19 protein-coding genes are annotated in these 17,157 nt (G+C 65.8%); 15 read left to right on the top strand and 4 right to left on the bottom strand.

Annotation, left to right across the window (positions count from 1 at the left end):
* Positions 1-37: 37 nt before the first annotated feature.
* Together AC3XQU_RS10840 and AC3XQU_RS10835 are read right to left on the bottom strand one after the other, a co-directional pair.
* Entirely contained in the window at positions 38-994 is a 957-nt protein-coding gene (locus tag AC3XQU_RS10840; RefSeq protein ID WP_489874161.1) for an alpha/beta fold hydrolase, read from the bottom strand.
* 211 nt (positions 995-1,205) lie between these two features.
* Entirely contained in the window at positions 1,206-1,919 is a 714-nt protein-coding gene (locus tag AC3XQU_RS10835; protein ID WP_489874160.1) for a dienelactone hydrolase family protein, read from the bottom strand.
* Between the two features lie 445 nt (positions 1,920-2,364).
* Here AC3XQU_RS10835 and AC3XQU_RS10830 point away from each other — a divergent pair, with 445 nt between their 5' ends.
* The 5 genes from AC3XQU_RS10830 (at position 2,365) to AC3XQU_RS10810 (ending at position 5,336) form a co-directional block, all read left to right on the top strand.
* On the top strand, positions 2,365-3,294 hold the full coding sequence (locus tag AC3XQU_RS10830; RefSeq protein ID WP_489874159.1) for an SDR family NAD(P)-dependent oxidoreductase: 930 nt from the start codon (positions 2,365-2,367) through the stop codon (positions 3,292-3,294).
* Entirely contained in the window at positions 3,291-3,602 is a 312-nt protein-coding gene (locus AC3XQU_RS10825; RefSeq protein WP_489874158.1) for an NAD-binding protein, read from the top strand. Before AC3XQU_RS10830 ends, AC3XQU_RS10825 begins: the two co-directional genes overlap by 4 nt.
* The gene (locus AC3XQU_RS10820) at positions 3,602-3,727 is read left to right on the top strand and encodes a hypothetical protein (protein WP_489874157.1); all 126 of its coding nucleotides are present in this window, start codon (positions 3,602-3,604) and stop codon (positions 3,725-3,727) included. The genes AC3XQU_RS10825 and AC3XQU_RS10820 overlap by 1 nt, the downstream gene beginning before the upstream one ends.
* Before the next feature lie 184 nt (positions 3,728-3,911).
* Positions 3,912-4,286 (top strand): DsrE family protein, encoded by a 375-nt coding sequence (locus AC3XQU_RS10815; RefSeq protein WP_489874154.1) that lies wholly within the window; start codon positions 3,912-3,914, stop codon positions 4,284-4,286.
* Positions 4,287-4,400: 114 nt separating this feature from the next.
* Positions 4,401-5,336 (top strand): PDR/VanB family oxidoreductase, encoded by a 936-nt coding sequence (locus tag AC3XQU_RS10810; protein ID WP_489874156.1) that lies wholly within the window; start codon positions 4,401-4,403, stop codon positions 5,334-5,336.
* Positions 5,337-5,341: 5 nt separating this feature from the next.
* Here AC3XQU_RS10810 and AC3XQU_RS10805 read toward each other — a convergent pair whose 3' ends face one another.
* A complete protein-coding gene (locus tag AC3XQU_RS10805; RefSeq protein WP_489874155.1) occupies positions 5,342-6,274 on the bottom strand; it encodes a pyridoxamine 5'-phosphate oxidase family protein in 933 nt (310 codons plus the stop codon).
* Between the two features lie 289 nt (positions 6,275-6,563).
* Here AC3XQU_RS10805 and AC3XQU_RS10800 point away from each other — a divergent pair, with 289 nt between their 5' ends.
* From AC3XQU_RS10800 to AC3XQU_RS10760, 9 genes are all read left to right on the top strand, one after another.
* Positions 6,564-6,938, top strand: a complete 375-nt coding sequence (locus AC3XQU_RS10800) for a DsrE family protein (protein ID WP_489874154.1) — start codon at positions 6,564-6,566, stop codon at positions 6,936-6,938.
* Positions 6,939-7,014: 76 nt separating this feature from the next.
* Complete coding sequence (locus tag AC3XQU_RS10795) at positions 7,015-8,349, top strand: putative bifunctional diguanylate cyclase/phosphodiesterase (RefSeq protein WP_489874153.1); 1,335 nt, start codon at positions 7,015-7,017, stop codon at positions 8,347-8,349.
* A gap of 154 nt (positions 8,350-8,503) precedes the next feature.
* Positions 8,504-8,830 carry a CzcE family metal-binding protein gene (locus tag AC3XQU_RS10790; RefSeq protein WP_489874152.1) on the top strand — a complete coding sequence of 109 codons (327 nt, stop codon included), beginning with the start codon at positions 8,504-8,506 and terminating at the stop codon, positions 8,828-8,830.
* 93 nt (positions 8,831-8,923) lie between these two features.
* Complete coding sequence (locus AC3XQU_RS10785) at positions 8,924-9,352, top strand: cupin domain-containing protein (RefSeq protein ID WP_489874151.1); 429 nt, start codon at positions 8,924-8,926, stop codon at positions 9,350-9,352.
* A 104-nt stretch (positions 9,353-9,456) separates the two neighbouring features.
* A complete protein-coding gene (locus AC3XQU_RS10780; RefSeq protein WP_489874150.1) occupies positions 9,457-10,518 on the top strand; it encodes an alpha/beta fold hydrolase in 1,062 nt (353 codons plus the stop codon).
* A 103-nt stretch (positions 10,519-10,621) separates the two neighbouring features.
* Positions 10,622-11,632 carry a tRNA dihydrouridine(20/20a) synthase DusA gene (gene dusA / locus AC3XQU_RS10775; RefSeq protein WP_489874149.1) on the top strand — a complete coding sequence of 337 codons (1,011 nt, stop codon included), beginning with the start codon at positions 10,622-10,624 and terminating at the stop codon, positions 11,630-11,632.
* Positions 11,633-11,972: 340 nt separating this feature from the next.
* Positions 11,973-13,748, top strand: a complete 1,776-nt coding sequence (locus AC3XQU_RS10770) for a methyl-accepting chemotaxis protein (RefSeq protein ID WP_489874148.1) — start codon at positions 11,973-11,975, stop codon at positions 13,746-13,748.
* 75 nt (positions 13,749-13,823) lie between these two features.
* The gene (locus AC3XQU_RS10765; RefSeq protein ID WP_489874147.1) at positions 13,824-14,168 is read left to right on the top strand and encodes an energy transducer TonB; all 345 of its coding nucleotides are present in this window, start codon (positions 13,824-13,826) and stop codon (positions 14,166-14,168) included.
* Between the two features lie 199 nt (positions 14,169-14,367).
* The gene (locus tag AC3XQU_RS10760; RefSeq protein ID WP_489874146.1) at positions 14,368-14,805 is read left to right on the top strand and encodes a YXWGXW repeat-containing protein; all 438 of its coding nucleotides are present in this window, start codon (positions 14,368-14,370) and stop codon (positions 14,803-14,805) included.
* A 44-nt stretch (positions 14,806-14,849) separates the two neighbouring features.
* On the opposite strand, the gene AC3XQU_RS10755 is transcribed toward AC3XQU_RS10760, so the two are convergent.
* On the bottom strand, positions 14,850-16,496 hold the full coding sequence (locus AC3XQU_RS10755; RefSeq protein ID WP_489874145.1) for a sensor domain-containing diguanylate cyclase: 1,647 nt from the start codon (positions 16,494-16,496) through the stop codon (positions 14,850-14,852).
* Positions 16,497-16,797: 301 nt separating this feature from the next.
* Here AC3XQU_RS10755 and AC3XQU_RS10750 point away from each other — a divergent pair, with 301 nt between their 5' ends.
* On the top strand, positions 16,798-17,007 hold the full coding sequence (locus AC3XQU_RS10750; RefSeq protein ID WP_171085897.1) for a cold-shock protein: 210 nt from the start codon (positions 16,798-16,800) through the stop codon (positions 17,005-17,007).
* The last annotated feature ends 150 nt before the right edge of the window (positions 17,008-17,157 follow it).

Genomic DNA, 17,157 nt, shown 5'->3' with positions numbered 1-17,157 from the left:
ATCCGCGGGCGGCGCGCCTGCCGCCCCGGCCGCCTCTTCAGCGCCTTGCCGCTTGCGACAGGTGTTGGGCACGCATGAAATCCGCGGTCATCGCCGCCACCTCCGGCAAACGGGTATCCATCACGAAATGCCCTCCATCCAGGATATGCACCTCGGCGCGCGGATTGTCGCGCTTGAACGCCAGCGCGCCTGGCGTCACGAAGGCCTGGTCGTGCTTGCCCCACATGACCAGGGTCGGCAGCTGCTGCTTGCGCAGCCATTGCTGCCACTCGGGATAGCGGGTGAGGTTGTGCTGGTAGTCGTGGATCAGGTCGGCCTGGATGCGCGCCTGGCCTGGCCGGTTCAGGTAGGCCCATTCGTCCATCCACAAGTCCGGATCGTAGGCCGCGACATTCGGATCGGTGCCGACGTGGCGCGCGCGCGTGACCTCCACCGACTGGTGCGCGGCGACGACCTTGGCCTCGAATGCCGCGCGGTCTTGCCAAAAGCCCTGGCGCGACGCCCACATCGGGCCGAGGCCTTCCGCGTAGACGTTACCGTTCTGGAAGATCAGCGCCTGGACCGCCTGCGGCTGCGCCATGGCAAGGCGCATGCCGACCGGCGCCCCGTAATCCTGCATGAACAGCGTGTAGCGCGCCAGGCCGACCCGGCTGGTGAACTTGCCGACGATGTGCGCGAGGTGGTCGAAGGTGTAGGCGAATCCGCCGGGGTCCGGCGCGGCGCTGTTGCCGAAACCCGGATAATCGGGCGCGATCAGGTGGTAGCGCTCGCCGAGCTCGCGCATCAGGCGATCGTACATGCGCGACGAGCTGGGAACGCCGTGCAGCAGCAGGATGGCCGGCTGGCGCGGGTCGCCGGCTTCGCGGTAGGCGATACGCACGCCGTCGACCTCGACATTCCGGTACGCGATCTCGGCCGCGTGGGCCGGCTGGATGAAGGATGCCGCCAGTGCGAAGGCGGCGAAGGAAGCGGAAATACGTGCTGGGATGGACATGGTGGGCTGCCTTTACTGGTTGAAAGAAGACAGTTCATTCTAGGCAGCTCGCCTTGAGCCGCACAGGCGGCGGGGAGGAATGCAGCATTTCTCCCCGCGCCGGCAATCCCCTTGTTTGAGCGCGGCCGCCAGTTCGTCCGGCTCTGGCTGCCTGGGCCGGATGCGTTCCACGATGGGCTGTCGGGCGCGGCGGCCCGGCGTGGTGCGGGTGTCAGGGTTCCAGGGCCAGGTGGCGCTGGAAAAAGGCATCCGTACGGGCATTGGCCAGACCCGCATCGGCGGCGTGGTAGTGGTGTCCGCCCGGACGGGCGAAGGCGTGGTCGCGTGCCGGGTAGACATGGACCTCGCGGCCCGGGCGGCGCGCAAGCGCTTCGCGGATCGCGGCCTGGGCTGGCGGGCCGATGTACTCGTCGGCGCCGGCCAGGTGGTAGAGAAGGGGGGAGCGGATCGCGTCGGCTTCGTTCACATACTGGTCGGTGCCGCCGCCGTAATAGGCGACGAAGGCGTCGGCCTCGAAGCGTGCCGCGCTCAGGTAGGTCAGCAGGCCGCCCAGGCAGTAGCCTGTCACGCCGACCTTGCCGCTGGCGCCGACCAGCGTGCGCGCGGCGGCCGCAACGGCGCCGATGTCGTCGATGCCTGCGGCAAAATCGTAGGCCTTGTAGAGGGCAAGGGCCTGCTCCCAGTCGCCTTCCTTGTCCTCGGACAGGGACAGGCCGGGGGCGTCGCGCCAGAACAGGTCGGGCGCGATCGCGATGTAGCCCTTGGCGGCATAGGCGTCGGCGATGCTGCGGATGCCGGCGTTGACGCCGAAAATCTCCTGCAGGACGATGATGACCGGACGGGCTTCGCGCGCGTCCGGCCAGGCGACGTGGCAGTCGAACTGGCCGTCGGCGACGCCGATCCGGATGATTGATGTGGCTGGCATGGTGGTTTCTCCTGGTGAAGTGAGTGGGAAGTGCGCGCGTGTCCGGTGGCGTTTGCCATGGACAGGCGCGGCTGTACTGCATGCATACACTGCATACATGCCGGTGCGGTTCGCCACCGTCGGGACGCCGAGTGCCCACCTGGGGTGTAGGGAAGCGCCCGGACGGGCCGCGAGCCCGTCCGGTGGCAGGCCGGCGCTGGGGCGCATCGTTCATCGACTGCATGACCGAGCCGGCAATGGATTCATTCTGCCCAGCATGAAGCGACAGAAAAACGGTGTAGCTTGCAATTGATTGTTTCAAGTGGCGCAAGAATGTCACGCGGCCGATTGTCCCGATCCGCTCAACAAGTCGTCCAGCCTCGGCGGTCTAGTTTCACCAATGCGTTCGCCCTATGCTTGAGCGACGCGGCGCCGACAGCGCGCCAATGACCACAAGGAGCTTGCAATGACATCCACGATTACCACGCCCTTCGGCTTTTCTTCTACTGCCGACGAGGTGCTGCGCGGCGTCGACCTGCGCGGCAAGCGCGCCATCGTCACCGGCGGATCTTCCGGTATCGGCATCGACACGGCCCGCGTGCTGGCCGCCGCCGGGGCCGAGGTCACGATCGCGGTGCGCAACCCGGAAGCCGGCGGCCGCGTCGCCGCCGACCTGAATGCCGCAGGCGGGCACGACCTGGTGAAGGTGGGCGTTCTGGACCTGGCGGACCTGGCCAGCGTGCAGGCCTTCGCTGCGAACTGGCAGGGCCCGCTGCACATGCTGGTCAATAACGGCGGGGTCATGGCCATTCCGGAGCGCACGCTGACGGCGCAAGGCTGGGAGATGCAGCTGTCGACCAACTACATCGGTCACTTCGCCCTGGCCCTGGGCCTGCACCGTGCATTGGCCGCGGCGAAAACCGAGGGAGGGGCGCGCATCGTCTCGGTCAGCTCCAGCGGCAACCTGATCGCACCGGTGTTCTTCGGCGACATGCATTTCGATTTCCTCGCCTACGATCCGCTGCTGGCCTATGGCCAGTCCAAGTCCGCCTGCGCCCTGATGGCGGTCGAAGCGACGCGGCGCTGGGCCGCGGACGGCATCTTCGTCAATGCCCTGAACCCGGGCGCCATCGCGACCAACCTGCAAAAGCATACCGGTGGTCTCAAGACGCCTCCGGAGCGGCGCAAGAACACCGCGCAGGGCGCGGCCACCTCGGTATTGCTGGCGGCGTCGCCCCTGCTCCAGGGTGTCGGAGGACGCTATTTCGAAGACTGCAACGAAGCGCCGGTGGTGGCCCACCGTCCGGCCGATTACCGCGGCGTGGCCGCCCATGCGCTCGACCCGGTGCTGGCCGAGCGCCTGTGGGAAGACACCCTGCGGATGCTCGCCCGATGACGCCGCCGCGTCTTCCCGATCCCGCGGCGCCGAAGGTCGGCTTCATCGGCCTGGGCGACCAGGGCAGCTACGCGCGCAAGGTGGTGCCGATGGGTGCTGCCGGTTCCGGTCAACTCGGCAAGCTGCTGAATAACGCCATGGCCATGAGCAATCTCGACAACATCGCCCGCGTGCTCGACCTGGCCGGCCAGCTGAAACTCGATCTGCGCGTTGTGGCCGACATGATCAGGAGCAGCAGCGGTTCGAGCGTCATCCTCGATGCGCTGGTGGATTCACGCCGGAGCCGGCGCGTCACCTGGCGGGTCTGATGGAAAAGGACATCGAGCATTTTGCGGACGGCATGCGCTCGAGCGGCGTGAATCCCGAGGCGATGCACGGGCGCGGCCTGGACGGCGCCAGGTCGCTCGTCCACCTCGCGGACAGGCTGGCATAGCAAGCCTGAACGCCGTCCGGGGCGCGCATTCGCCTGCGCGGGGGGCACAGGCCCTGGACATTCCGCTTGCCGAAACAATCCATTTCTCCGCGCCCCGTTTCTCGTCCTGCGCCTGTCGGCCAGAATGACTTCCATGCCGTGAAGACGGCTACTCATTCAACCGACACACCCACAGGAGCGCATCATGAAAGCAGCCATCATCATTTTCTCGGATCCAAAGCACGGCGGCGAGGAAGCCCTCGGCCGCCTGTTCAACGGCCTGGCCGCCGCCTACGACTTCAAGCAGCGCGGCACCGAAGTGGCCATCTATTTCCAGGGCACCGGCACCCGCTGGGCCGGCGTGGTGATGGACAAGGCCCATCCGCTGCACGCTTTGTACTCGGCCGTGTCCGATACCGTCGCCGGCGTGTCCTGCGGCTGCGCCGACGTGTTCGGCGCCCGCGAAGACGCCGAGAAGAACGGCTTCGACCTGGTCACCGACAACAGCGTGCCGGGCACCTCGGGCCTGCCGAGCATCGCCCAGCTGGCCGCCGACGGCTACGCCATCTACAGCTTCTGACCGGATGCCGGGGCCCGGATGGGCCCCGGCGGCACGGCAAAGGCTGGGCCGCATCCGCGCACCGGCCAGGCAGGACCTTCTCCACCGCTTCACTTCATGCAAAGGCTCGAGATCATGCGCTACCTCATTCATACCGTCGTGCAGCACGGCCCCTACGTGAAGGAATTCCGCCTGCTGCCCGCCGATGGTTCCCCGGTGCCCGCATGGGCGCCGGGCAGCCATGTCGAGATCGACTTCCGCGCGCAGTCGGGCGAAACATTCCGCAAGGCCTATTCCCTGGTCGGTGCGCCGGGCGACTGCCTGCGCATCGCGGTGCAGCGCGAGGCTGCGGGGCAGGGCGGCTCGCGCGTGCTGCACGACCAGTACCAGGCGGGCATGGAAGTCGAATTGAGTGCGCCGGCCGACGCGTTCCCGCTGCACCGCGGCGCCGTGCGCACCGTGCTGGTCGCGGGCGGGATCGGCATCACGCCGATGAGCGCAATGGCGCACGCCCTCGAAGCGGACGGCCACGGCTTCGAATTGCATTACCTGGCGCGCGACGCCGAACGCATGGTGCTGACGGGCGAATTCGACGGCATGCGCCACGCCCGGGTGTCGACCTATCTCACCGGCAGCGGCGAGCGTCCCGACCTCGACGCGCTGATCGGCCGCTATGCCGAGGGCAGTGAGCTGCATGCCTGCGGCCCGCAGTCGCTGCTCGAAGCAATCCGCACCCGCGCCGTGGCGCTGGGCTGGCCTGCGTCCCACGTGCACGTCGAGAGCTTCGGCGCGCGCAGCGCCAGCCAGGACCAGCCGGTGCGGCTCTACCTGCGCCAGAGCGACCTGCGGATCGAGGTCGCGCCCGGCACGTCGATCCTGGACGCCATGCTTGCCGCCGACGCCTTCGTCTCCTACGACTGCAAGCGCGGCGAATGCGGCAACTGCTTTGCCCAGGTGGTGGCGGGCACGCCGGTGCACCGCGACGTCTGCCTCACGCCGCAGCAGCGCCTGCAGGGCATGACCACCTGCGTTTCATGGGCCACCGGCGGCGACCTCGAACTCGACCTGTAGGCGGTTCAGGCGGTGGCCAGCGGCATATTGAACGGCGAAGGATCGAGGTATTCCCATTCCAGTTGCTGGGGCGTGTTGCGCACGACCAGGCGCTCGACCTTGAAGTCCCAGAAGCGCAGGGTGCCGCCGGTCTGGCCGGCCGGGTCGGGCATGTCCCAGTGCAGCGCCACGCTGCCGGTCAGTTGCAACAGGCGGTTGCCGGCGAAATCGGGAATGCACAAGCCGGCGCGCGGATACACCTCGAAATTACCGAACGTATTGTAGAGGCAGTTGCCGGGATAATCAGGGATGCGCAGGGTGTGTTCATCAAGGATGGTGATGAAGCCGCTCGTCCCGCCGCGGTGCGACACGTCGGCGCCGTACTCCGGATGGCAGCTTGCCACGAACAGGGTGTCCGCCTGGCGCACGATCGCGGCGGCGTCTCCGTCCAGCAGCGCGCCATGCGCCGCGGCGGCGGACAGTCCGCTGCTGCCGACGGCGCGCAGGGTGCGCCGCTGGATGTACTTGGGGCAGTTCGGATAGGCCTCGACCACGTCCACTTCCACATCGGCCGCGTCGATCGCGGCGAGCTTGCCGTTGACACGGTAGCGCCGCCGGCTGCCCAGCTCGATGAACAGCATGCCTATGCTGATATTGGCGCCGATATTGGTCCAGAACGGATCGGTCTCGTCGCGCTCTTCCTGCGGCACCGACAATTGGATCGACTTGCCCGTCTCGGTATGCGCGAAGCCCGGCTGGCCGAACAAAACCGACGCCCACACGCCGCCGCCGGGATCGACGCTTCCCACCACCGCCATGCCCTGCTTGCCGATGAAAGGGCGCGCGCCGCCGATCACGGTATCGGTCAGTACCGAGATGTTGCGGTCGGCCTGCGCGGTGTCGCCTGCGCGCTCCTGGATAACCCGCTCGCCGCGGTGAAACTTGGAATGTTCGGTCATCGACGTCTCCGATCAAGAAGGTGAATTGATCCGCGCGCACCGGTCTGGTGCAGCAGGGTGCCGCGCCCATTGTTTTCGTATTGACAATCCAGCATAAGCCTTCATGCGTGTGAGCGCAAGGCGGCAATCGCCTGCCGCCCGCAGCGCTTGTCTGCCGCATAAGCACTCCCTACCGAAACAATCAATTTCTCCCTGCACTATTTTTCAGGAACGAGGAAGTGCCCAGAATGGGATCCATGCCTTCGACGGCTACATGTCCACGACGAACCAACCCAACCAGGAGCACATCATGAAAGCAGCCATCATCATTTTCTCGGATCCAAAGCACGGCGGCGAGGAAGCCCTCGGCCGCCTGTTCAACGGCCTGGCCGCCGCCTACGACTTCAAGCAGCGCGGTACCGAAGTGGCCATCTATTTCCAGGGCACCGGCACCCGCTGGGCCGGCGTGGTGATGGACAAGGCCCATCCGCTGCACGCTTTGTACTCGGCCGTGTCCGATACCGTCGCCGGCGTGTCCTGCGGCTGCGCCGACGTGTTCGGCGCCCGCGAAGACGCCGAGAAGAACGGCTTCGACCTGGTCACCGACAACAGCGTGCCGGGCACCTCGGGCCTGCCGAGCATCGCCCAACTGGCCGCCGACGGCTACGCCATCTACAGCTTCTAGTCCGGCGCCAGGGCAGGGCTGAGCGCCCTGCGCCACACACGACATCGATGCGCAATCGTCCAAGCGGGAGGGCCTGATGGAACAAGACAGCACGAGCGGCAGCGAGAACATCGGCGGCGAGCGCAAGCCGCGCGCCGGCGCCGCGCAGCCCGACCCCAGGCGGCAGCGGGAGACGCTGGCGCAATGCTGGCACGATGCGCGCGCGGCCGGCTTGCCGCTCCTGGTGCTGCACCTGCACCTGGGGCGCCTGCAGGAAATCGGGCAGGTGTTCGGCGACGACATCGCCGACGAGCTGCTGCGGCAGGCCGTGGACCGGATCGAGGCGACGCTTCCTGCGCACAGTGTCCTGGCGCGCTACAGCGACGACACCCTGCGCCTGATCCTGCGCGGCGCCGCGGTGGGCCATGCCCCCGCCTACGCCGAAGCGCTGTGCCACCTGATGGACCGTCCGTTCGCAGTGGCGGGAATGGCCTTCTGCATCCAGGTCAGCGGCGGGCTGGCGGGCGATGCCGACGACGTGGTGTCGCCGGCGGCGCTGTGCCGCCGCGCCAACGCAGCCCTGGCCCAGGCCGGGCCGGGCGGCAGGCGGGTAGCCGTCTACACCAACGCCCAGCAGCGCTTGCAGGCCAGCCGGCTGGCGCTGATGGGCGACCTGTTCGGAGCGGTCGAGCGCGACGAACTGCGTCTGTACTGCCAGCCGAAGATCGACCTGCGCACCGGCCGCATGGCCGGCGCCGAAACCCTGGTGCGCTGGGCCCATCCCACACTCGGCCTGCTTCCCGCGGCGCAGTTCATCGCGCTGGCCGAGCAAAGCGGGATGATCGGCCGCGTGACCAACTGGGTGCTCAACGCAACGCTGGGTTTCCTGCGCGGCTGGCAGGCCCATGAGGGCGTGCAGACGCTCGCGGTCAATCTGTCGGCGCACGACATCCGGTATCCGGCGATGGTGCAACGCGTCCAGAACCAGATCGACGCCTGGGGCGTGCGTCCCGAACTGCTGCAGTTCGAGCTGACCGAAAGCGCCTTGATCGAAGACCCGGCAGCGGCGCTGGCGACGCTGACCCGCCTGAAGGAGTGCGGAGTCGAGATCATGATCGACGACTACGGGACAGGCTATGCCAGCTTGAGCTATCTGCGGCAGTTCCCGATGGACGGCATCAAGATCGACCAGTCCTTCATCGCGCCGATCCTCGGCGATGCGGAAGCGGCTGCCATCGTCCGCTCGACCATCGCGCTCGGCCATGCGCTGGGACGCAAGGTCGTCGCCGAAGGCGTCGAATGCCAGGGGGTCTCGGACTGCCTGGCCGAACAGGGTTGCGACCTGGCCCAGGGCTACTGGTTCGGCATGCCCATGCCCATCGAAGACCTGCCCGCCTGGCAAGCCGTCCAGCACGCAGGGCTTGCCTTGTAAGCCGATGCAGCCGCCGCGGGCGAGGCTGCGTACCGGAGCAGAAAAAAAGCCCGTTCAAGACAAGGGAATCCATCCCCTTGTCGTCATCAACCGACGCAACCGGTATGCACGGCAACCCGCCGTTCGCCGGTCACCACATCATCGAAAGAGAATCATGTCCAACCGTCATCTTGCAAACCTCCTCGCAGCCGTGCTGCTGTCCGCCGGCGCCGCCTCGCATGCGGACGAGCTTCCCCAACCCTACGGCGTCGCGGCGCCCGCGCAGTCCGCCCAGCGCGATATCCGCATCGGTCCGACGACACGCTACGTCAACGTCGAGCGTGCCGAGATCGTCCGTTTCGTCACGGAGAAAGGCAGCTTCGCCTGGAACTTCGATACGGCGCCGAACCGGCAGGTCTTCAAGCTGAGCCAGATTGCGCCGGCCGAACTGCAGGCGCAGGACGTGCGCGTCTATGTCGCCGAATCGGCGCGCGACCGCTAAGGGCCCCCATCGGGCTTCACCGGCCGGCTTCGGCGCGGCCCGCGTCGCCGGCCCGCCTCCGCACCTTCTTCATTGACTCGACAAGGAAACACCATGAAAACCCTCTCCGCCATCTTTGCCGCCACCGCCATGCTGGCTTGCCTCTCCGGCCAGGCCCTGGCCGGCGCCCCCCACGGCGACGACTTGCCCGCACCGGCCTTCGATGCCAAGGGCATTGCCCGCACTGAAACCGTACGCCGCGAGTACGACAGCAAGACACTGGCGATCCAGGTGCGCGTGGATTTCGCGCCGAAGGCATCCTTTACGAAGCATTCCCACCCGGGCGTCGAAATCGCCTACGTCCTGAAAGGTACGATCGAATACGAGATGGACGGTAAGACCTACCGCTTGAAAGCGGGTGAATCCCTGTTCATTCCGGCCGGCGCCTCGCATTCGGCGCGCAATGTCGGCGACGGCGTCACCTCCGAGCTGGCCACCTACCTGGTCGCGAAAGACAAGCCCATCGTCGTGATCGACAACTAAGCGCATCCGGGCGCCGCCTGCCCGCGCACGCCGCGCAGCCGGCCCCTTGCACCGGCGCGGCCAGCGCTGCGACAGGCTCGCGCCCCCTTACCGAGGACAACACCATGACCAACCTACAGCTTCACCGCAGGCTCTTCCTGTTCAACCTGGCGCGCGGCGCATCCGGACTGGCGCTGGCCGGCGCCGGCGCCGTACCGGCCGCGGCCCTGGTCGCGCCCACGGCGCCGCAACCGGGGGCCGCCACGGAGCCCTCGTCCATGCTGCCGATCAGGCAGGTCCGCACCGGCCTGCTCGATATCGGCTACTACGAAACCGGCCCGCGCGACGGCAAGCCGGTCCTCCTGCTGCATGGCTACCCCTACGATATCCATAGCTATGCCGAGGTTTCCCACATGCTCGCGGCCCAGGGCTGCCGTGTGATCGTGCCCCACCTGCGCGGCCACGGCAGCACGCGCTTCCTGTCGGGCGCCACGCCGCGCGCAGGGCAGCAGGCGGCGATCGGGCAAGACGTGATCGACCTGATGGATGCGCTGGGCCTGCCCCAGGCGGTGCTGGCGGGGTACGACTGGGGCGGGCGCGCCGCCTGCGTGGCGGCCGTGCTGCGGCCCGAGCGCGTGGTCGGGCTGGTCTCCGTCAACGGCTACCTGGTGCAGGACATCGCGAAGGCGGGTGTGCCGATATCGCCCAAGGTCGAATCGGGCCTGTGGTACCAGTTCTATTTCACGACCGAGCGCGGCCATGCCGGGTTGGTGAAAAACCGCGCTGCGATCGCGCGCGTCATGTGGAAGGGGAATTCGCCCTCGTGGCAGGTCGACGAGGCGACTTTCCTGCGCTCGGCGGCCTCGTTCGACAATCCCGACTACGTCGACGTGGTGATCCACTCGTATCGCCATCGCCTCGGCCTGGCCCCCGGCTTTCCGGAGTATGCGGCGACCGAGCGCCGTCTGGCGCAACTGCCGCCGATCCAGGTGCCCTCGATTACCCTCGACGGCGCAGACGACGGCGTGGTGCCTGCGACCGACGGAACCGCCTCGGCCCATCGCTTTCCGGCCCGCCGCGCCCACCGGAGCGTTCCCGGGGCCGGACACAACCTGCCCCAGGAAGCGCCGCGCGCGTTTGCCCAGGCCGTCGTCGAACTGGTGCGTTCGGGAAGCTGGGCCAGCTGACCGAAGAGCTCGCCCCCGGCGGCCGGCGAACAGGCCTGACGCCGCCCCCCTTTTGCACTATCATGTCGGGCTTCGCCTTCACGGCGCGTTTTTCAAGCACTCCATGACTCCTGCACCTGCCAAGCCGGCAAGCGGGCGCCGCCTGTCCGTCGCCCCCATGATGGACTGGACCGACCGCCACTGCCGCGTCTTCCACCGCCAGATCACCCGCCACACCTGGCTCTACACCGAAATGGTCACCACCGGTGCGCTGGTCTACGGCGACGTCGAGCGCCACCTGCGCTATGACGGCATCGAGCATCCGGTTGCCCTGCAGCTGGGCGGCAGCGACCCGGCCGACCTGGCCAAGAGCGCGAAGCTGGGCGAGCAGTGGGGCTACAAGGAAATCAACCTGAACTGCGGTTGCCCGTCCGAGCGGGTGCAGAAGGGCGCCTTCGGCGCCTGCCTGATGGGCGAGCCGCAACTGGTGGCCGACTGCGTCAAGGCGATGCGCGACGCGGTGTCGATCGACGTGACGGTGAAGCACCGCATCGGCATCGACTACAACGAGGAATACGGCTTCGTGCGCGATTTCGTCGGCACCATTGCGGACGCCGGCTGCTCCACCTTCATTGTGCACGCCCGCAATGCCGTGCTCAAGGGTTTGTCGCCCAAGGAAAACCGCGAGATCCCGCCGCTGCGCTACGAGGTGGCGTACCAGCTCAAGCGCGAATTCCCCGGGCTGGAAGTCATCATCAACGGCGGCGTCAAGACCGATGCCGAGATCGCCCGGCATCTCGAGCACGTGGACGGCGTCATGCTTGGCCGCGAGGCTTACCACAACCCGTGGGTAATGGCGACCTGGGACGCCTTGTTCTATGGCGACATTGAGGCCAGCCCGAAGACCCGCCAGCAGGTGTTGGAAGCCATGGTCCGGTATATCGCCGAGCAGCTGCGCCTGCATGGCGGCCACGGGCTCAAGCTCAACAGCGTTACCCGCCACATGCTCGGCATCATGACCGGCCTGCCGGGCGCCAGGGCTTTCCGCCAGATGTTGTCCGATCCGAAAAAACTGGCCGGTGCAGATCCGGCCTTGCTGCTGGAAGCGGCTGCGCGCATGCCTGCCGTGGCCTGAAGCCACTTTCCCTCTCCCAAAAGGCGTACTTCGGTACGCCTTTTTTCGTTTCCTGTCGGCAAATAACGACACATTTTATGCTGGTTGTATAGGCAAGTCATGAAAAGCTTGCCGAACGGCAAGAGTAATCGCATAATTTCTCTCGCTCCCAGTACATTGATCAATATCAATTCTGTTGTTGAGCCGAAACAAAGAGGTGGCAGCTTTTCGATTTCAAGTTGCCGGCCAGAATTTTTGATTTATCCTGTCGGAAACATGTGGCGTTTGTAGAGCGCACATGACGCGTCGCACGGCGCAGCGATCCGCGCGAATTCGATCACACAAACAGGGAAGAACACGAATGGCTTTTTTGAATAACTTGAAGGTCGGTACCCGCCTCGCACTGGGCTTTGCGCTGGTGCTGGTGTTGCTGATCGCCGTCACGGGTGTGGGCATCCTGCGCATGTCGCAGATCCAGGACCGCCTCGACCAGGTCGTCAGCGTCAACAACGTCTCGACCGCCCTCGTGACCGACATGCGCAACAACGTCGGCGAGCGCGTCGCTGCGCTGCGCGTGCTGACCCTGATGACCGACCCGGCCGACATGGAACCGGAAATGGTCAAGTTCAAGGAACAGACCCGCAAGTACGAAGAAGCCCAGAAAAAGCTGTCGGCGATCTTCGCCGGCCATGCCAGCGCTAATGAGATTGCGCTGCTGGCCAAGGTCAAGGAATTCGAAGGCGCCGCCATGCCGGCCATTGCCAAGGCATCGGAGCTGTACCTGGCCAATAACGCCATGGACGCCACCCGCGTCATGATCCGCGAAGTGCGTCCGGTGCAGAAGAAGTGGACCGAAGCGCTGGACCAGCTGGCCGCGTTTGAAGAAAAGCAGAATGCGCAAGCCGCGGCCGATGCCAAGAGCGCCTTCGCCAATGCCCGCAATTTCATGATCGTCATGCTGCTGACCGCCGTTGCCATGGGCGTTGCCGCAGCCTGGGTGATCAGCCGCAGCCTGCGCCAGCAGCTCGGCGGCGAGCCAGCCTACACCGCCAGCATCGCCAGCAGCATCGCCCATGGCGACCTGTCGATCGCCATCGAGACCGATGCGTCGGACCGCGGCAGCCTGCTGGTGGAAATGAAAGAAATGCGTAACAGCCTGGTCGGCATCGTCGAGCAAGTGCGCCGCGGTACCGAGACCATCGGCACCGCCTCGCGTGAAATCGCCGCCGGTAACATCGACCTGTCCTCGCGTACCGAACTGCAGGCCAGCTCGCTGGAAAAGACCGCCTCGGCAATGGAAGAACTGACCTCGACCGTCAAGCAGAACGCCGACAATGCCCGTGAAGCCAATGCCCTGGCGGCAACCGCTTCGAACGTGGCACTGAAGGGTGGCGAAGTGGTGTCGCAGGTGGTGGGCACGATGGGCGAGATCAACACCTCGGCCAGCAAGATCGCCGACATCATCGGCGTGATCGACGGCATCGCCTTCCAGACCAACATCCTGGCGCTGAACGCCGCTGTGGAAGCAGCCCGTGCCGGTGAACAGGGCCGCGGCTTCGCGGTGGTGGCGTCCGAAGTGCGCAACCTGGCCCAGCGTTCTGCTGCGGCAGCGAAAGAAATCAAGACCCTGATCGGCGACTCCGTCGAGAAGGTCGAACGCGGCAGCAAGCTGGTCGGCCAGGCCGGCGTGACGATGGACGAAGTGGTGGCGAGCGTCAAGCGCGTGACCGACATCATGAGCGAGATCGCCAACGCCAGCGCCGAGCAGAGCGCCGGTATCGAACAGGTGAACCTGTCGATCATCGAGATGGACAGCATGACCCAGCAGAATGCGGCCCTGGTCGAGGAAGCCGCTGCCGCCGCGCAGAGCATGCAGGACCAGGCAAGCGAACTGACCCGCGTCGTCAGCATCTTCAAGCTGACCGAAGGCGAGCAGCAGCAGGCCGCCGCACCGGCGCCGGCCGCCACCAGCACCGCCGTGGCGGTACGTCCGGCAGCAGCCAAGCGCCCGGCCCCGGCCCTGAAGAAGCCGGCCGTGAAGAAACCCGCAGCAGCGCCGCAAGACGCTCCTGCACCGGCCGCCAGGCCAAAGAAAGCAGCAACCACCGCCGGCAACGACGAGTGGGAAGAATTCTAAGAGAGACGAAGCGCCGGCCCCGGCCGGCAAGCAGGTAAGACTGCCAACCTTGATAAAACCTTACTGGAAAATTATATGAAAAACCTGACCATGAAGCTGATCGCAGCAATGACCCTCGCCGCCGCAACCGGCGCCACCTTCGCCGCTGAAGTGCCGGCCTCGTTCGACCCGAAGAAGTGCTCGGTCGAATACCCGAAAGCCTCGCTGATGAACGAAGAGCAGGGCACCACCTCGGCATCCTTCCTGGTCGGCGCTGACGGCACCGTCAACGAATCGAAGCTGGAAAAGTCGAGCGGTTTCAAGAACCTGGACAAGGCAGCCCTCAAAGGCCTGTCGTCGTGCAAATTCAAGCCGGGCACCAAGGACGGCGCACCAGCCGCTACCTGGACCAAGGTCGACTACGCTTGGAAGCTGGACTAATCCGCTTTTTTGCCATTCGTAAAAAAATCAGCCGGCCATGCGCCGGCTGTTTTTTTAGTGGATGTGTCCGTTAGGTAATTACACTCGCCGTTACAAGTTCATGGCCTCATGTATCGATTGTAAGAATATCTATCATTTCTCCCGTGCGCGGTTGAGGCTGGCTATAGTAGATCCAACACAACCGAGAAGGAGAAGCACCATGAAGAGCATTCTTGCCGCTACTGCAGCTGTCCTGATCAGCACCGCCGCCTTCGCACCGGTCCAGGCCCAGGCACAAGGCCGCACCGAAGTCATCATCGTCCAGAAGGCGCCGCCGGCGATGCGCAATGAAGCCATCCCGGCCGCACGCCGCGGCTACGACTGGGTTCCTGGCTACTGGGCCTGGAACGGCCGACGCCACGTCTGGGAGCGCGGCCACTGGGAACGCTCGCGCAACGGCTATGTCTATGCCCAGCCCGTGTGGCGCCAGGACCGTAACGGCTGGTACCTCGAGCGCGGCGGCTGGCAGCGTGGCGAGCGCGTCGCCCGCCGCGACCGCGACGGCGATGGCGTGCGCAACGGCTACGACCGTGACCGCGACGGCGACGGCGTCCGCAACCGCGACGATGCCCGCCCGAACAACCCGAACCGCTATTAAGGCTTGAGAAGTGAAGAAGCCGCCTGCACCGCAGGCGGCTTTTTTTATATGGAGAACGAAGGCGCGTCACTCGACTCGACGTCGTCGAGGTCGCTGCACACGCGGTTGCGCCCGGTGTCCTTGGCGCGGTAGAGCAGGGCGTCGGCCCGGGTCACGAATACGTCGGGCTCGATGCCTTCGCCGGGCGCCGCATGGAAGGTCGCCGCCCCGGCACTGATGGTGGCGGTGCCGGCCGGATTGTCCGGATGGACAATGCCCAGATCGAGGACGGCCAGCCGCAGGCGCTCGGCCACGTAGCGCGCGCCGATCGCCCCGGTTCCCGGCAGCACGACGGCAAATTCTTCGCCACCGTAGCGCGCCACCAGGTCGGTCGGCCGCGCCAGCCCTTCGCGCAGCACGCCCGCCACCTGGCGCAGGCAAGCGTCGCCAACCACGTGGCCATAGCGGTCGTTATATTTCTTGAAGTAATCGACGTCGATCAGCACGAGCGACAAGGCCGCCCCGGTACGCGAAGCGCGGGCCAGCTCGAGCAGCAGGACATCCTCGAAATGGCGGCGGTTGGCAATGCCGGTCAGCCCGTCCCGCGTGGCCAGCACGGTCAGTTCCCGGTTGCGCTCCTGCAGATGCTCCTTTGCAAGCACCAACTCGCCTTCGAGCTGGTCGCGGATCATGATCTGGCGCACCAGGCGCGTCCCGACGCCCACCAGCAGCAGCACCACCAGGATGGTCCCGCCTGTCATCAAGAGGGTCGATTGCTGCCATTCGGACAGGATCTCTTCCTTGGCCTGGGCCGTGGCCACCAGCAGCGGCAGGCTGCCCAGATGCCGGTAGCTGTACAGGCGCTCCACGCCGTCGACCCGCGAGCGCAGCATGGCGCTGCCGACCGGTCCCTGCTTCCGGTAGGTCTGGAAGATGGGGCCGCCCGAGACGTCCTGGCGGATCAGCGTTTCCAGGAAAGGACGGCGGTAGATGACGATGCCGTTGTCGAGCGCCAGCAAGATCACCCCTTCCTGTCCCACATCGAAACGGTCGTACAGGTCGGCAAAGAAATCGACCTGGATGGCGCCCAGCGCGACCCCGGCGAAACTGCCGTCGGGCCGGTTGAGCCGGCGCGAGATCGGCAGCACCCACTTCCCGGTCGAGCGGCTGCGGATCGGCGGGCCGATGTGCAGGCTGCGATCCTGGCTGTCGCGGTGGTACCGGATATATTCGCGGTCGGCATTGCTGCCGGTGAAGGGTTGGCCTAGCGAGCTCACCAGCCTGGCGCCGTCCGGACCATACACGAACAGGCCGTGCAGCTCCTTGGTGCTGGCCACCATGCTGCGCATGTGGCCGCGCAGCCGCTCGGCCGAGTCGGGCGACAATCCCTCGTGCTCGACCTGCTCGACCACGCTGGACAAGACGGTGTCGACGATCCGGATCGTGCTTTCGGCCTGCGCCGCCAGCGCGCCCGCCATGTTCGAGGTCGCAGCAGTCGTCTCCGCCAACCGGCTCTGGCGCGCGCTCCAGGCGCTCCAGGCCTGCGCCGCCACCAGCAAGGTGCAGAACAGGACCAGCACCAGGATGGCGTAGCGCACCGCCGGGCGCTTCTTCGCGCGCAGGTGGGTAATCGGAGTTGGGGCCTGCTCGCTTGGGGTCATCGGGGTGGCCGCTGGCGGCGCCGGATTGCTGGAAGTCCGAAGAATAGCCATCGCAGGTCGAAATGTCGAGCAGGGCGCGCCGTCGCCAGCTTATGGAAGGGTTAACGGTGAACGTATCGAGCGTGCAGCCAGGCAGAATGTGCACTCTCTGAAATAAAAAGCGAAACAATTAGGTGAATCGGCGAAAGCCCTGTATCTTCTGTCCTGCACTACATCAAGTCGTTGTTATTGTTGGTCTTTCTCTCCTGTTCGCCATTCGGCGGTCCCGTTTGATTTCCTCCTGTTGCACCCCCTCTTGGTTGTCTGTGCGCCTCGGGCGTTTTTGCCCATGCAAACTTAAAGGAAATTAAACATGACTACTCAAACCGGCACCGTAAAATGGTTCAACGATTCCAAAGGCTTCGGCTTCATCACGCCTGACGCAGGCGGTGGCGACCTGTTCGCCCACTTCGGCGACATCCAGTCGGAAGGCTTCAAGAGCCTGGCCGAAAACCAGCGTGTTTCGTTCGAGCGTTCGACCGGACCTAAAGGCGAAAAAGCCGGCAATATCCGCGCAATTTAATTAGCTAGCCTGATTATGTTATTTCGCCCAATATGGCGCGCACCACGCAGATAGCGTGGGCGAGGCCAGGGCGGAATAAGCGGCGCGCACCACGCAGATAGCATGGGCGAGGCCGTAGCGATAACAAGAACCCGCCAATTGGCGGGTTTT

This window comes from Telluria sp. AZSoR62 (genome assembly GCF_058111565.1).
Note: the sequence above shows the minus strand (reverse complement) of the source record. Positions and strands in the feature narration are given on the sequence as shown.

Excerpts from the sequence above, each read along its gene's own strand:
- AC3XQU_RS10840 (WP_489874161.1), bottom strand. The coding sequence starts at position 994 with ATGTCCATCCCAGCACGTATTTCCGCTTCCTTCGCCGCCTTCGCACTG.
- AC3XQU_RS10835 (WP_489874160.1), bottom strand. The coding sequence starts at position 1,919 with ATGCCAGCCACATCAATCATCCGGATCGGCGTCGCCGACGGCCAGTTC.
- AC3XQU_RS10830 (WP_489874159.1), top strand. The coding sequence starts at position 2,365 with ATGACATCCACGATTACCACGCCCTTCGGCTTTTCTTCTACTGCCGAC.
- AC3XQU_RS10825 (WP_489874158.1), top strand. The coding sequence starts at position 3,291 with ATGACGCCGCCGCGTCTTCCCGATCCCGCGGCGCCGAAGGTCGGCTTC.
- AC3XQU_RS10820 (WP_489874157.1), top strand. The coding sequence starts at position 3,602 with ATGGAAAAGGACATCGAGCATTTTGCGGACGGCATGCGCTCGAGCGGC.
- AC3XQU_RS10815 (WP_489874154.1), top strand. The coding sequence starts at position 3,912 with ATGAAAGCAGCCATCATCATTTTCTCGGATCCAAAGCACGGCGGCGAG.
- AC3XQU_RS10810 (WP_489874156.1), top strand. The coding sequence starts at position 4,401 with ATGCGCTACCTCATTCATACCGTCGTGCAGCACGGCCCCTACGTGAAG.
- AC3XQU_RS10805 (WP_489874155.1), bottom strand. The coding sequence starts at position 6,274 with ATGACCGAACATTCCAAGTTTCACCGCGGCGAGCGGGTTATCCAGGAG.
- AC3XQU_RS10800 (WP_489874154.1), top strand. The coding sequence starts at position 6,564 with ATGAAAGCAGCCATCATCATTTTCTCGGATCCAAAGCACGGCGGCGAG.
- AC3XQU_RS10795 (WP_489874153.1), top strand. The coding sequence starts at position 7,015 with ATGGAACAAGACAGCACGAGCGGCAGCGAGAACATCGGCGGCGAGCGC.
- AC3XQU_RS10790 (WP_489874152.1), top strand. The coding sequence starts at position 8,504 with ATGTCCAACCGTCATCTTGCAAACCTCCTCGCAGCCGTGCTGCTGTCC.
- AC3XQU_RS10785 (WP_489874151.1), top strand. The coding sequence starts at position 8,924 with ATGAAAACCCTCTCCGCCATCTTTGCCGCCACCGCCATGCTGGCTTGC.
- AC3XQU_RS10780 (WP_489874150.1), top strand. The coding sequence starts at position 9,457 with ATGACCAACCTACAGCTTCACCGCAGGCTCTTCCTGTTCAACCTGGCG.
- dusA (WP_489874149.1), top strand. The coding sequence starts at position 10,622 with ATGACTCCTGCACCTGCCAAGCCGGCAAGCGGGCGCCGCCTGTCCGTC.
- AC3XQU_RS10770 (WP_489874148.1), top strand. The coding sequence starts at position 11,973 with ATGGCTTTTTTGAATAACTTGAAGGTCGGTACCCGCCTCGCACTGGGC.
- AC3XQU_RS10765 (WP_489874147.1), top strand. The coding sequence starts at position 13,824 with ATGAAAAACCTGACCATGAAGCTGATCGCAGCAATGACCCTCGCCGCC.
- AC3XQU_RS10760 (WP_489874146.1), top strand. The coding sequence starts at position 14,368 with ATGAAGAGCATTCTTGCCGCTACTGCAGCTGTCCTGATCAGCACCGCC.
- AC3XQU_RS10755 (WP_489874145.1), bottom strand. The coding sequence starts at position 16,496 with ATGGCTATTCTTCGGACTTCCAGCAATCCGGCGCCGCCAGCGGCCACC.
- AC3XQU_RS10750 (WP_171085897.1), top strand. The coding sequence starts at position 16,798 with ATGACTACTCAAACCGGCACCGTAAAATGGTTCAACGATTCCAAAGGC.